Consider the following 13,186-nt stretch of genomic DNA (forward strand, 5'->3'; position numbering starts at 1 on the left):
GCAGGATTTCGCCAAAGCAATCTGCCGGGAGACGGGACGCTGAAGGCAGGGCCACCAACAGACGGGCGACAATGACGGAAGGCAGGACACATCGACGAACCGAAGACGATTTGACGGAAGAAGATGGCGCATCGACGGACGGACGATAATTAGACGGAAGACGAGGCGCACCGACAGACCGGAGACGATTAGACGTAAGACGATGGCGCACCAACGGACGGGAGAACGATTAGACGCAAGACGATGGCGCACCAACGACGGGTGACGATTTGACGGAAATGATGGCGCACCAACGGACGGGAGAACGATTAGACAGGTAAATTAGGAAGTGAATTTTATACTTTCTCTCATTACAAAATAAGACTATTCCCGCACCGGGAAATAGTCTTTGTTCCATCTAAACACTATGTTGCCGCCCGCCATCCGCCGTAGCAGGTAATATCCTCCGCCTCGTTCTCCGCGTACGCTTCGCAAATAAAGCCCGGAATTTCCGTCCCGTCCTGAAGCTCCACCTTGCCGATGCCGAGCGGCGCCGGAATGGCAGATACGAACGGCCCGAACGACTCGGCAGGCATTTCCCAAACTTCGATCGCAATCGACGAACCGCCGCGCCATTGCTTGATCAGCCCCGGCTTCGCCGGCGTCGACGGCAGCCTGATCATCCGGTATTTGGCCGCCGTCCGGTCTTCGCGCACAAATCGCGCACCCAGCTCCCGCATCTGGCTTTCAAGCGGATAACCGCGCATATGCAGACCGCATACCGCGACAAGCACGCCCGCCCGGGCGCCGCCGCTTTCGGTCGTCTCCGAACACGCCGGCACATCATTCGGTATATCCTCCGGCATATCGTTTCGCGCATCCCCCGATGCAGCAGCCGGTATATTCCCGGTTATATCTCCCGATACAACAGCCGGTGCATCCACCGTTCTATCCCCCGCTACGGGGGCCGGTACCTTCCCGATTACATCCCCCGATACAGCAGCAGATACACTCCCGGTTATATCCCCTGACGCAGCAACCGGTACATTCCCAGTTATATCCCCCACTGCGGCGTTCGGCACATCCCTCGAAGCTACTACTTTCCGATCTCCTCCGGATAAACGGCGTTCCAGACCGAACAGCAGACCTTCGTCCTCCGCCAGCGCGAACAGCGTAATACCGAAAGGCAACCCGTCCGCCGCCTCTCCTGCAGGCACGGCAAGCGCGCACAGATCGAGCAAATTGCAATGATTGGTGTAGCGGCCCATTTCGCTGTTCGTCTCGATCGGACTCTCCCGCACTTGTTCGCGCGACCACGTTCCTCCTGCCGTCGGCAGCACGAGCACCGCGCGTTCCAGCAGCTTGCGCGCTTCCAGCTTCATCTCCTGCAGCTGATGCTGAGCGCGGAATACGGAAGCGGCTCCATAACGCGCGGCCGCTCCGGACCGCAGCACCTGTTCCGTAACCGGCAACACGCTTCCGGGATGGTCGTCGATAAAACCTCCCAGGCTGGCCCACCGTTCCCCGACGTAAGGACCGTCGTACAGCATCGCAGCTGCCCGGGCGAACAGCCGGATGTCGACATATTCGATCTCGACGTTCAAATGTTTCAAGCGGTCGACCGCAGCCTCCCAGGCTTGGGCATACTCCACGGCGTACGGACCGTAAAAGCGCAACGGTTCCCCCGGCAAGCAGAGCTTGTGCGGCATCCGCGGCAGCGGCGGCGCAACGCTTCGCGACCACGGATCGGCGGGGTCGGGCCCGCGAAGCACCCGGTCCACCTGCAGCGCCTCTTCCGCAGAATGCGCGAATACCGTGACGCAATCGAGACTGGCGCACGCCGGCACGACACCTTTGGTCGGCCAGGCGCCTATTGTCGGCTTGAAGCCGACAAGGCCGTTCAGCGCCGCCGGCACCCGCCCCGATCCGGCCGTATCCGTCCCGAGCGCGAATGCCGCCTGCCCGCGCGCCACCGCAACGGCGGAGCCGGAGCTCGAACCGCCGCTGATCAATTCGGGGCGCAGCGCATTATGGGTTTCCCCGTACGGGCTCCTCGTACCGACGAGTCCGGTAGCGAATTGATCCAGATTCGTCTTGCCGAGCGGGATGGCGCCCGCCTCGATCAGACGGGCGACTGCCGACGCATGCTCCGCCGGCACATACTGGAAATCGGGACAGCCTGCTGTCGTCGGCACCCCGGCCCAATCGATGTTGTCCTTGATCGCGAACGGAATGCCCCACAGCGGCGTCTTAGCGGGATCGAGCGCGGCAAGCCGCTCGATATACGGGCGTATCCGTTCCATGCGCGGCGGCGTAATCCAAATATTCATGTCCGCGTCGGCGACGGACCTTTCGATAATGCAGCCCACGACGTCTTCCGGCGTTATATTTCGGGCAAGATATCCCTTCCGGAGCGAATTTACGGTCAGCTTGCGCGGCACGAATCGTTTTCCCATATAAACGATTCACCCCCTTAATTGTTCTCCGTCTGCCGCGCCAACGAACGAAGAGCCGGAATCACCTTCTCCGAATCGGATACGACTCCGAACACTCCGCCCTGCATCGTGACCATTTTCAGCGCGGCCAAATGGTTGTCCATGTCCGTGGCCCCCGTGCAATCCTCGAGAATGAGACATTCGTACCCGCGGTCATTCGCCTCGCGCATCGTCGTGTGCACGCAGACGTCGGTCGTGATGCCGGTCAGAATCAAATTCCGGATGCCGCGCGTCCGCAAAATGAGATCGAGGTCGGTCGCATAGAAACTTCCTTTTCCGGGCTTATCGATAATGATTTCGCCCGGCAGCGGAGCGAGCTCCTCGATAATGTCCCATCCCGGCTCGCCCCGGACCAGAATTTTGCCCGCGGGACCTTCCGATCCGATTTCCGCTCCGATCTGCCTGCTGCGCCACCTCTTGTTCGCGGGCAGGTCCGACAGGTCCGGCCGATGGCCTTCGCGGGTATGGATGATGGTGAAGCCCGGAATCGCCCGGGCTGCTTCAAGCAGACGCCCGATCGGCGCGATCGCCCGCCGGGTGAGCGAAATGTCGTATCCCATCCGGTCGACATATCCGCCTTTGCCGCAAAATCCGTCTGCATGTCGATGACGAGCAAAGCCGTATTGTCGGCTCTGAAATCTCCGTCATAAGGGTACGGATACGGGTTCCCTGGAATAAACACGCATATCGCCTCTTTTCTTGTCACTTTTGTGTAAAGTATAGTTCCATATATGTTATATTATATAACGCCACAGTGATTGGCGTCATTGTTCACGGATAACAGATCGAAACGGAAATTTTTATTTTTCATCCACAACTTTGTCTTTTGACGACGAGCCCAGCTCGACATTTTGCTCGTGCGTGCGGTTTTAGCCAATAAAAAAAGACACCGTTAAGGTGTCTCTGTTAAGGCGTCTCCGTTATCGTCTTCGTCAAGATGTCTTTTCGCCCTGGCTCGCGCAAGCCGAAACGAGCCCGTATCGAAGCTTCAGCTCCGTCAGCCTTTCGCTCTCACGGTCAGGCAGTCGAACAGCAGGCGGGCCGCCATGCTGCTTGTAATTTGCTGCGGGTCGTACAGCGGATTGACTTCCGCGATGTCCATCGCATGGATGTGCGGATACAATCCGTCCAGAATGGCGAAGCATTGCGCCGACGTCAGTCCTCCCGGCTCATTGGCGCCGGACCCCGGCGCGAATGCCGGATCGAGCACGTCAATATCGAACGTCAGATAGATCCGGTCGACGTTCTTGCATGCTTCAAGGGCGATCCGAACAACTTCCTCCGCGCTCATGCCGTGCACTTCGCGCGCCGTAATTTGCACAATGCCTGTCTCTTGCAAATATTGCCCGTACCACGGATAATTGTAGCTCCGGACGCCGATCTGGACGATATTCTCCGGCGCGACTCTCGGCAGCTCAAGCGCTCTGCGGATTTGGCTGCTTTGCGAAAATTTGCCCTGAACAGGCGAATCGTCGACCAGATCGAGATGCGAGTCGAACTGGATAATGCCGACTTTGCCTTCCGTCCGGTCATGCAGCGCCTTGATGCCGGGATACGAGATCGAATGGTCGCCGCCCAGAATGAACGGGAAGTCGCCTTTGTCCAGCACCTCGCCGATCCGCTTCTCGGCGTTGGCAAATGTCGCTTCTGTGCTGTAAGCCACAATGTCGATATCGCCGTAATCGATAATTTTGATTCGTTCAGGTCGATCAATTCCCGTTTCTCCACGTTGTACACTTTGCCGTCCTGAATCCGGTTGATCAGCCACTGCGCGTTCTCGCGAATCGCTTTCGGCGCGTACCGCGCTCCCGGTCTTCCCAGCGATGCGCCGCCGTCCCACGGAAATCCGATAATGCCGAAGTTTTGATTGTTCACTGTGATGCGCTTCCTTTCTTCGGCTCGAGCCGAGCCGGGTTACATTTCCAGATATTTGTGAATGACGAACTTTTTCTCCAACACAAAAATGACGATAAAGGACAAAATGACCGTCAAGCCCGCGAGCGCCGTCACGACCGGATTGATATCCAGCGAAACGAGCTGATAGATCCGGATCGGCAGCGTAATCGTATTCGCCTGGATCAGAAAGCTGGTCACGGTGTACTCGTCGATCGATACGAGCAGTGCAAGCATCCCGCCGGATATCATCGCCGGCACCAGTTGGGGCAGCACGACGGTGCGGAACGCATAGCCTTCCTTGGCCCCGTGGACGATCGCCGCTTCCTCCAGCGCCGGATCAAGCTGCCGCAACGTTGCGGTCGCGATCCGGACCACATACGGGCAAATGACGACGGAGTGCGCCAGCGCGATGCTGACCGGCGAACCGACAATGCCCATCGGCACGAATATGATCAGAAAGCCGATCCCTGTCGTGACAAGCGGCACGATAAGCGGCCCGAGAAAGAACGACTCGAGCATTCCCTTGAACGGCATGCCTCCGCGTACGATGCCGACCGCGGCCAGCACGCCGACGAGCACCGCGATCAAGGTGGATACGAGGGCGATTGTCAAGCTGAGCCAGATCGAGGACATGATGCGGTCGTCCGCAAACAGGGCGCTGTACCGGTCTATGGAGAAGCCGCTGGGCGGAAATTGAAACATCCCCGAGCTGCCGAACGAAACCGGCAAAATAACGAGCATCGGAGCCAATATGAACAACAGGAGAAGCGCGATAATGACGTAGCCAACCGCTTTGAGACCGCTACGCATGATGCCCCCTCCTCTCCAAAATGCCGAACAGCACGAGCACGATGACGACGATGATCAGCAGCACGATCGACAGCGCCGAGCCCAATCCGAAGTTGCCGATCGTAACGGTGGCGTTGTAGGCCATGTTGGACAGCAGGTTCGTCTTCGGCCCGCCAAGCATAACCGGCACAAGGAAGGTGTTGGCCGCGAGCGCGAATGCGATCGATCCTCCGGCGAAAACGCCCGGCAACGACAAGGGGAACGTAATGTGCCAGAACGTCCGCGCCCCCGATGCCCCAAGCATCATCGACGCCTCGAGCACGGCAGGATTCAGCTTTTTCAGCGATGTATAAATATTTAATACAACGAACGGCAGCACATAATGGACGATGCCGACGATCACGGAAAAATTGGAGAACAACAGCGATACTTCCTGACTGAAATGAAGCAGCTTCGAGGCCGCGGCAACCGGACCTTCGTTGCTCAACACGATCATCCAGCCGTACAGCCGCACCGTCAGGCTCATGAACATCGGCGAAATGATCAGCATGAGCCACAGTCCCTGCGACCCGGGGCGTCTCGTGGCGATAAAATAAGCGAGCGCATACCCCAATACGATCGAAATCACGGTGCTGACCGCGGCGATCCACATCGTCCGGCCGAGCACCTTCATATAAACGTCGGAAGAGAATACTTTCGCGTACTGCTCCAGGGAAAACGACCCGTTGTCGTTCAGGCTCGTCGTCAAAACGTTCGCGAGCGGATATAAAAACAAAGCCGCCATATAGATGATGGCGATCCATCCCAGCACACTGTAAAACCGTTTCATCCTCGGCATCAAGCTCACCTACTATTCATGAAAAAAAGCGATGGAATCCGGGACAAAATGAACCCGAACCTGCGTGCCTTCGGCAGGCAAAGGTTGAACGAGCCGCGGCACGACCGCCGTTATATCGTCTGCGGAATACCCTTCCAGCCGCAAGCGGTATTCCGTTACACCGCCATAATAACGGCTGTCCAGCACAGTCGCCGCCACCGCATCGCGCCCCGAGCCACCGTCTTCGACCTGCACCGCGTTCGGGCGCAATAGCACGACGCCCCGATCGCCGGGCTTGCAGCCGCTTCCGGTATGCCCGACCGGCAGCGTCATCGGTCCGACCTGCGCTTTGCCGGGTTCGATCAGGCGGGCGTCGGCAAGCCGGTTCGTATAGCCGAAGAAGTCGGCGACGAACGGCGTGGCCGGCCGGCTCACAATCTCTTCCGGCGATCCGAGCTGCTCGATGCGGCCTTTGTTCAGCACCGCGATTTTGTCGGCCAGATACAGCGCTTCGTTCTGATCATGGGTGACGAAGACGGCGGTGAAACCGAGCGAACGATGCAGCGCGCGGATTTCCTTCAGCATCAGTTCTTTCAGACGGGCGTCCAGGTTGGACAGCGGCTCGTCGAACAGCATCAGCACCGGCTCCACAGCCAGCGCCCGCGCGAGACTGACCCGCTGCTGCTGGCCGCCGGAGAGCGCCCTCGGCTTCCGCTTCGCCAGATGCTCGAGATCGACCAGCTTCAAGTACTTTTCGACCTTCTCCTTGATGACCGCGCTTTTTCGCCGCGCGCCTTCAAGCCGTACGCAACATTATCCCAGACCGTCATATGCGGAAACAGCGCGTACTGCTGGAAGACCATCCCGAAATTGCGCTTGTTCGCGGGAACCGAAACAATATCTTCTCCGTTCAGCAGCATCCGTCCTCCGTCGGGCTTGACCAGACCGGCAATCATCCGGAGCAGCGTCGTCTTCCCCGATCCGCTCGGTCCAAGCAAACAAAGGAATTGGCCTTCGGCCAATTCCAGATCGACGCTTTCCACGACGACGTTGTCATGGTAGACTTTTTTGATTTGCTGCAGACTGATTCCTTTTATTGCATGGTTGCCTCTGTCCATTTGGTCAGCCAATCCTCTCTCTTTGATAGCAGCGAGTTCCAGTCCGGAGCCAGCAACTGATCAAGGCTTTCTTTGCCGTATACGACTTTCTTTTGCAGTTCCGCCTCCAGCTCGACCGTTTCGTTGGTCGGACCGTAGAACAGCTCTTCGGCGAAGCCTTTCTGCGCTTCCGGCGTCAGACTGAAGTCGATCAGCTTCTGGGCGAGCTCCTGATTTTTACTGCTTTTCAGTACGCCAAGACCGCTGCGAATGAGCACGCCGCCTTCTTTCGGAATGACGAAATCGACGCTTTGCCCGGCTTCCTTGAGCGCGATGGCGCGGCCGTCGAACCAGGCGGCCATCGTAATTTCGCCCGTGCCGAACAGCGACTCCGGCGCCGAGAACGACGAATAATACTGGGCCACCGAAGGTGTGATCGCTTTGAACGCTTCCCATACCGGGTCCATATTGTCTTCGGTCGCATTCACCGCTTTGGCCGTCAGCAAAATATCCGGAATCCACTGACTCATCAGCGCGACTTTGCCTTGCACTTCCGGCGCCCACAGATCGTTCCACGACTCGGGCTTGTCCACTTTATCCGGGTTGTACGCTATGCCCCAAGAACCGAACACATTCGTCAAGCCGTACGTTTCGTTGTCGGAGCCGTTCAGGAACGCCTGCGGATAGAGGTTGTCCCACTGCGTGAACGCCTCCTTCTTCAGCGGCTGCAGCAATTGCTTATTGCCGGCCTCGATCAGATCGAAGTCGTCCAGCTGCACAACGTCGATCTGCTCGCCCCCGCCCTGTGCCAGCTTCGCAACGCCGGTGTAAGGCGCGAGCGTAACTTTTACGCCGGGATTTGCCGCTTCGAACGGTTCTACTACATATTTCTTGAATACTTCGTCATATTTGCCCCCGAACGACGTGACGACGAGCTCCGATTTGCCCGACGATTCCGAACCGTTCCCCGACCCTTCGGACGATTTCGAATCTCCGCAGCCCGCAATCATCAATACAGAGGCCAAAATAATCGATAAAATTGCTTTTGTTGTATACTTTCTTCTGCCACCTGCGCGCACCTTGCCGTTTCCTCCTCAAGATTGCAGACTTATTCGATTCGCTGCATATATATTTATACTTATTTCAGACTAAATTATAAAATATGTGTTGTCAATATTGAATCGCCAGAAAAAGTTACGAAGTGTAACTTTGATTGAATTGTAATAAATTGTACTTAAGTTAATTTATGTAAATTAATTGTAACAAACTCGATTGCTGGAGATCATTCCGGGAATCATCCCCTAATCCACCCGTTTTCCAGATGCGGATATCCGTTCAAGCGATAGGGAATCCTACTCGGCGAGGGCAAACTTTGGTGAAAAAGAGGGATGAGAAATGCAGCAAAATCAAATGCAAGGCCAACAACAGCAGCAGCCTGTCATGATGCAGCCGCCCCAGGTCGTCACGACGAAAGACTGTCTGTATTTAAAGGACCAGCTTTCCTGGGAGCTGATCGCGATGAAAAATGCCGCCAATCCGCCCAACAATGCACCAACCCGGAAATCCGGCAGGCGATCGACAAGGCGGGACAGATGCACCAGCGGCACTACCAGTTGCTGCTCAAGCATCTGCAAAACAATAATAACGCGGCGCTGGCGAAAATACCGCAGATGACATCATAAATTGGAGGAGCGACCATGAATCAAAACCAAAATCAAAACCCGATGACGATCCAGAACCCGAAGCCGCCGGGCGAACCGCAAGTGAAAGGTCCGGAAATGAACGACCGCGACCGGCTCAACGACATCCTGGCATTGGAAAAGTATTTGACCGACAGCTTTAACGTCTCCGCCAGAGAAGCAAGCCATCCGGCGCTTCATCAGGATATTATGACGATCCTGAACGAAACGCACCAATGCCAATACGAGCTGTTCGAGGTCATGTTCAGAAACGGGTACTACAAGCTCGAAGCGGCGCAGCAGACCGAGCTCGATCAGGCTTATCAGCAGTTTAGCGGCTACTCGAGCCAGTTCCCGTATCCGGCAACATCGTTGCAGTAAAAGCGGTCGACGGGACGGCGGGACGCCGCTCGGCAACCGGCCGCAAACGAAAGCGGCAGAAGTCCGTCAGCCGTCAAGGCCGGACTTCTGCCGCCAAATTTTTGCGAACTCAAATCGCTGCGGATGTGTGGTCCTCCGAAGCGGATCGCCGGCTGCTGCGATGCGCCATGACGAAGTAAACCAACGTCATCGCCGCAAACGACGCCGCGAATACGCCAAGCCAGGAGGCCTGCGTCCACATCGAGCCGAAATCGCCGCTCGAAATGACATCTTTCAGCCCGGCGACCGAGTAAGTCATCGGCAGCCATGGCGTTACATGCTGCAGCCAGCCCGGAATCAGCTCGAGCGGGAACGTACCGGCCGAGCTCGTCAGCTGGAGGATCAGCAGGACGATCGCAATGAAGCGTCCGGGATGCTGCATCGTCGTCACCAGGAACTGAATGAGCATCATATACGTCAGACTTGTGATGATCGAGAACAGGATGAACAGCGGGACGCTCTTCACTTCCAGACCGAGCACCCACAGCAGCACCGCGTCCGCGATCAATGCCTGGATAATGCCGACAGCCGCAACCGTGAGTGCTTTGCTAATAAACCAGCTGCGGCCGTTCACCGGAGGAACAGCCGGTTCGCGCATCGTATAGACGATGCTGAGCAGCAGCGCCCCTACATACAGCCCAAGCGACAGGAAATATGGCGCAAAGCCTGTGCCGTAATTGGGCACCTCGCTCACTTTTTGCATATCGAGCTCGATCGGCTCGGCAAACATGTCGTACATCGCATCGGAGACGTGCAGATCCGAAGCTTTGGATGCCGCATTTCCCAGCTTGCCGGACAGTTCATGGGTGCCGTCGTCCAGTTTGATCAGTCCCGAGAACACCTGCTTCGCTCCGCTCTCCAGCTGTTCGGAACCGTCGACGAACGGTACGACGCTGGAGGCAAGCGAATTCAGTCCTTGCTCCAGCTTGCCGGCGCCGCCCGCCAATTGTTGCGCACCGGCGGCAAGCGACTTGCCGCCATCTCTGGCTTCGGCCAGCTTGGCGCCGAACTGCTTCATGCCCGCTGCCAGCCGTTCGGCTCCCGCCGACAGCGTCTTGCCGCCTTCCGCAAGCTTCCGGCCGCCCGCCTGCGCCTCCTTCAGCTTCCCGTCAAACGCGGATAAGCCGTTTGTCAATTCGGCAAGCCCGTTATGCAGCTCTTCGGCGCCGCCGCTCAGCTGCTGCTGAGCCTGCTTCGCGTCGGCCGCACCGGCGGCAAGCTGTTTGCCTGCCGCAAGCAGCGCTTGAAATTCTTCACTTTCCGCCAGCTGAGGATTGGCCTCGGCAAGACGCGCCAGTCCTTGGGCAAGGCTGTCCGATCCAGCCTCCAGCTTCGCCGAGGCGTCCGTCAATTGCGCCAGCCCCCGGGCCAGCCGGCCGGACGCCTGTTCCGCGTCGCTCGCGCCCGCGACAAGCTGGCCGCCTGCCTTGGCGAGTTGATCCAGCCCGGCGCTAAGCTCAGCCGCACCGCCGTGAAGCGATTCGGCGCCCGTCCGGAGCGACGCCGCCCCCGATTCAAGCTGCCCATGCGCTTCGTACAGCGAGTCAAGGCCGGCCGCCAGACCGTTCGCCCCATCGCGAAGCGAGGCGGCGCCGTCATTCAGGCCGGCTCCTCCCTTCCGAAGCTCCGCAACGCCGTCCTGCAGCGAGACGGAACCTGATGCAAGCCGATTCAAATGCCGCACAAGCTGGGCCATCCCGTCCTTCGCCTGCGCCGTGCCGTCCGCGAGCTGTCCGGCTCCTTCGCTTGCGGCGCTGATGCCGCCGGCCATCTCGCCCAATTGTTCGAAGACGGCGCGCGCGTAGGCTTGCGTCACTTCTTTATTGAGCATCGCCTTCATCTTCTCTACGGCCGAGTTGCCGATCTGGGATGCCAGGAAATTGTAGCCTTCGTTCTGAAGGAACTTCAGCTTTGCCGCAGTCGGATGGTCCGACGTCAGCGTCGTCGTTTTCTCGGAGAAATCCTCCGGAATTTCAATGGCCATATAATAAGTATTGTTTTCCAAGCCCGCCTTCGCTTCTTCCTTCGTCACGAACCTCCAGTCGAACTGGCGGTTTTCTTTAAGCTGACCGGCAAACTCCTCGCCGATTTTCAGCTGCTTCCCGTTAAATTCGGCGCCCTTGTCCTCGTTCACGACCGCCACAGGCAAATCTTCGAGCCGTCCGTACGGATCCCAGAATGCGCCGAGGAACATCGCCGTATACATGACCGGGACCATCAGAACGGCGATAACCGGAATCAACACCTTCGGGTTGCGGCCGATCGAAGCCATCTCTTTGCCGAACTGCTTCAAGCTTGCAAACATAAAACCTCACTCCTCTTGCATTTATCAACCAGTTTTGTTCATTATGACCGTTATGGTCATTTGGTCATTTATGGCGAAAAAATCGGCTCCCGACACTATGCCGGAGCCAATCCTTCCTTTAAGTAGAAGCAAAGCAGCTCTGCAACGCGGTCTTTATCGAGCGGTTCGTGCGTCTTTCTCCAGTCTGCCGCCAGCGCCATATACAGCTTCAGCATAACGAAAGCCGTCAACTCCGGATCGCATGGCTTGATCTCGCCTTTGTCGATCGCTTTCTGCACCTGCTGCCGAATATAGCCGATGACCGACTTTTCGATCAGCTGCAAACCTTCCTGCGCCATCTGCGTCCCGATGTCCCGCACCTCCTGGGACAGCTTGATGGCCAGCTCGTGCTGCTCCCGAAAATCGAGCAGCCTGTGCAGCACCCGGTTCAAATTATCGAAAAACGTAAGATTCGGGTCAAGCGCCGCTTCGGCCACCTGTTTCATCTCCGTAAGCAGGCTCTTCATAATCTCCTGAAACAGCTCTTCCTTGTTGGAGAAAAACGTGTAGATCGTCCCTTTGCCGACATTGGCGATTTTCGCCACCTGATCCATCGTCGTCGCCTTATACCCGAACAAGGCAAACGACTTGGCCGCCGCATCCACGATCATCTTCCGCCGGTCAATTGACATGTCGCCACCTCCGACTGACTGACCGAATGACCAAAATTCAAAATCAGTCATTTAGTCAGAAGCTATTGTAGCACGCTGTTGGCCGTTTGGCAAGCAATGGTTCGGAATAATAGATTGGAAAAATGATACGCTATCATCATGATCGAAATATATGCCTGGAATATGCTTGGAGCTTGTTGAAGCCGAGGTGCGAGCAAAGAGGAAGGGAGTACGGGAGGAACGATGCGGCAGACAAAGTTAAAAAGGGCAGCCTCCGCCGCCGACTATCATGTTTTCGAATGGTTTCTTGCAGGCGGAGGCCGGTTCACATTTTCAATTTTACGGTATTGCTCTTGCCGTCCCATAAGATGCGGGCCCGGACGACATCGGCAAGCGGCCGCAACGGCACCCAGCCGGCAGTTCCGCTCAATCGCGTCGGCAGCTTTACGCCATTGACGGTTACGGTTCGGTCGACCCAGCCGATACTGGCGCCAAGCGCTTCGCCGACAATACGCGCTGGCCCCCACGTTCGACCATCGATCGCGTCGCCGTTCGCGACGTACTTGCCGTTGACTTCGATGCGGACCGAGACAGGCTGATTGTCGCTCGTCAAGCCGAAATATGAGCCCAGTCCCGCAGCGATACCGTCGGCCAAGGCGTCCAGAACATCCGCGCGCCGAAGCTTGGCCGCGTCGGCTGGCACGTCGATAAACAGACATTCGATCAGAACGGCGGGCATGTTCGTCTCTCTGCAAACGTACAGATCGGCTTTTTTGGGGCCGCGGTCGCGATCGACGCCAATCGGGTTAATCCGCCGCCAGATTTCGCTATGGAGCACGCGCTGCAATTCGCTGGTGTTCGGGTTTGCCGAACGGCTGTACATGTACGTTTCGAACCCGCCCGCACCGCCGCCGGCGTTGCAATGGACCGAGACGAACGCATCAGCCCGTTCGCGGTCCGGGGTCCCCGCTTCCGCGGCCAGCCGTTCCGCAAGCTCGACAACCCGGCGCGGCAGATCGGCCGGCAGCTGCAGATCGTCCTCCGATACCGCTTCGACCT

General features: G+C 57.5%; 12 protein-coding genes and 2 pseudogenes. 2 read left to right on the forward strand and 12 right to left on the reverse strand.

The genetic code is table 11. The features are described from left to right. Positions 1-404: 404 nt before the first annotated feature. From PACILC2_RS20645 to PACILC2_RS20680, 9 genes and pseudogenes are all read right to left on the reverse strand, one after another. Positions 405-2,435: an allophanate hydrolase gene (locus tag PACILC2_RS20645; protein ID WP_213530564.1), complete on the reverse strand. Its 2,031-nt coding sequence runs from the start codon at positions 2,433-2,435 to the stop codon at positions 405-407. A 17-nt stretch (positions 2,436-2,452) separates the two neighbouring features. Next, entirely contained in the window at positions 2,453-3,034 is a 582-nt protein-coding gene (locus PACILC2_RS20650; RefSeq protein ID WP_244863695.1) for a cysteine hydrolase family protein, read from the reverse strand. A gap of 437 nt (positions 3,035-3,471) precedes the next feature. Next, on the reverse strand, positions 3,472-4,242 hold the full coding sequence (locus PACILC2_RS20655) for an agmatinase family protein (protein WP_244863696.1): 771 nt from the start codon (positions 4,240-4,242) through the stop codon (positions 3,472-3,474). Then, positions 4,221-4,349: pseudogene (locus tag PACILC2_RS27370) on the reverse strand (arginase family protein); the annotation flags it as partial. The gene PACILC2_RS20655 and the pseudogene PACILC2_RS27370, both read right to left, overlap by 22 nt. A gap of 39 nt (positions 4,350-4,388) precedes the next feature. Continuing rightward, entirely contained in the window at positions 4,389-5,180 is a 792-nt protein-coding gene (locus PACILC2_RS20660) for an ABC transporter permease (RefSeq protein WP_062489153.1), read from the reverse strand. Beyond that, positions 5,173-5,988, reverse strand: a complete 816-nt coding sequence (locus tag PACILC2_RS20665; protein WP_213530566.1) for an ABC transporter permease — start codon at positions 5,986-5,988, stop codon at positions 5,173-5,175. Before PACILC2_RS20665 ends, PACILC2_RS20660 begins: the two co-directional genes overlap by 8 nt. A 21-nt stretch (positions 5,989-6,009) precedes the next feature. Beyond that, positions 6,010-6,723 (reverse strand): ABC transporter ATP-binding protein, encoded by a 714-nt coding sequence (locus PACILC2_RS28100; RefSeq protein WP_213530568.1) that lies wholly within the window; start codon positions 6,721-6,723, stop codon positions 6,010-6,012. Beyond that, complete coding sequence (locus PACILC2_RS20675; RefSeq protein ID WP_213530570.1) at positions 6,720-7,094, reverse strand: ABC transporter ATP-binding protein; 375 nt, start codon at positions 7,092-7,094, stop codon at positions 6,720-6,722. The genes PACILC2_RS28100 and PACILC2_RS20675 overlap by 4 nt, the downstream gene beginning before the upstream one ends. Continuing rightward, positions 7,070-8,152 (reverse strand): ABC transporter substrate-binding protein, encoded by a 1,083-nt coding sequence (locus PACILC2_RS20680; RefSeq protein ID WP_213530572.1) that lies wholly within the window; start codon positions 8,150-8,152, stop codon positions 7,070-7,072. The genes PACILC2_RS20675 and PACILC2_RS20680 overlap by 25 nt, the downstream gene beginning before the upstream one ends. Positions 8,153-8,468: 316 nt before the next feature. Here PACILC2_RS20680 and PACILC2_RS20685 point away from each other — a divergent pair. Together PACILC2_RS20685 and PACILC2_RS20690 are read left to right on the forward strand one after the other, a co-directional pair. Beyond that, positions 8,469-8,755 (forward strand): annotated as a pseudogene (locus PACILC2_RS20685) (ferritin family protein). A 15-nt stretch (positions 8,756-8,770) separates the two neighbouring features. Then, the gene (locus PACILC2_RS20690) at positions 8,771-9,133 is read left to right on the forward strand and encodes a spore coat protein (RefSeq protein ID WP_062489163.1); all 363 of its coding nucleotides are present in this window, start codon (positions 8,771-8,773) and stop codon (positions 9,131-9,133) included. Positions 9,134-9,242: 109 nt separating this feature from the next. Here PACILC2_RS20690 and PACILC2_RS20695 read toward each other — a convergent pair whose 3' ends face one another. From PACILC2_RS20695 to PACILC2_RS20705, 3 genes are all read right to left on the reverse strand, one after another. Continuing rightward, positions 9,243-11,477 (reverse strand): YhgE/Pip domain-containing protein, encoded by a 2,235-nt coding sequence (locus tag PACILC2_RS20695; protein ID WP_213530574.1) that lies wholly within the window; start codon positions 11,475-11,477, stop codon positions 9,243-9,245. Positions 11,478-11,572: 95 nt separating this feature from the next. Continuing rightward, on the reverse strand, positions 11,573-12,148 hold the full coding sequence (locus PACILC2_RS20700) for a TetR/AcrR family transcriptional regulator (RefSeq protein ID WP_213530576.1): 576 nt from the start codon (positions 12,146-12,148) through the stop codon (positions 11,573-11,575). A gap of 304 nt (positions 12,149-12,452) precedes the next feature. Further along, on the reverse strand, positions 12,453-13,186 hold a 734-nt coding region (locus tag PACILC2_RS20705), incomplete at its 5' end, for an N-acetylmuramoyl-L-alanine amidase (protein WP_213530578.1).

It is taken from the genome of Paenibacillus cisolokensis (genome assembly GCF_018403665.1).
GTDB classification, from domain to species: domain Bacteria; phylum Bacillota; class Bacilli; order Paenibacillales; family Paenibacillaceae; genus Paenibacillus_AH; species Paenibacillus_AH cisolokensis.

Coding starts and splice junctions, on each gene's coding strand:
- PACILC2_RS20695 (WP_213530574.1), bottom strand. CDS start 11,477: ATGTTTGCAAGCTTGAAGCAGTTCGGCAAAGAGATGGCTTCGATCGGC.
- PACILC2_RS20700 (WP_213530576.1), bottom strand. CDS start 12,148: ATGTCAATTGACCGGCGGAAGATGATCGTGGATGCGGCGGCCAAGTCG.
- PACILC2_RS20645 (WP_213530564.1), bottom strand. CDS start 2,435: ATGGGAAAACGATTCGTGCCGCGCAAGCTGACCGTAAATTCGCTCCGG.
- PACILC2_RS20650 (WP_244863695.1), bottom strand. CDS start 3,034: ATGGGATACGACATTTCGCTCACCCGGCGGGCGATCGCGCCGATCGGG.
- PACILC2_RS20665 (WP_213530566.1), bottom strand. CDS start 5,988: ATGAAACGGTTTTACAGTGTGCTGGGATGGATCGCCATCATCTATATG.
- PACILC2_RS20660 (WP_062489153.1), bottom strand. CDS start 5,180: ATGCGTAGCGGTCTCAAAGCGGTTGGCTACGTCATTATCGCGCTTCTC.
- PACILC2_RS20675 (WP_213530570.1), bottom strand. CDS start 7,094: ATGGACAGAGGCAACCATGCAATAAAAGGAATCAGTCTGCAGCAAATC.
- PACILC2_RS20690 (WP_062489163.1), top strand. CDS start 8,771: ATGAATCAAAACCAAAATCAAAACCCGATGACGATCCAGAACCCGAAG.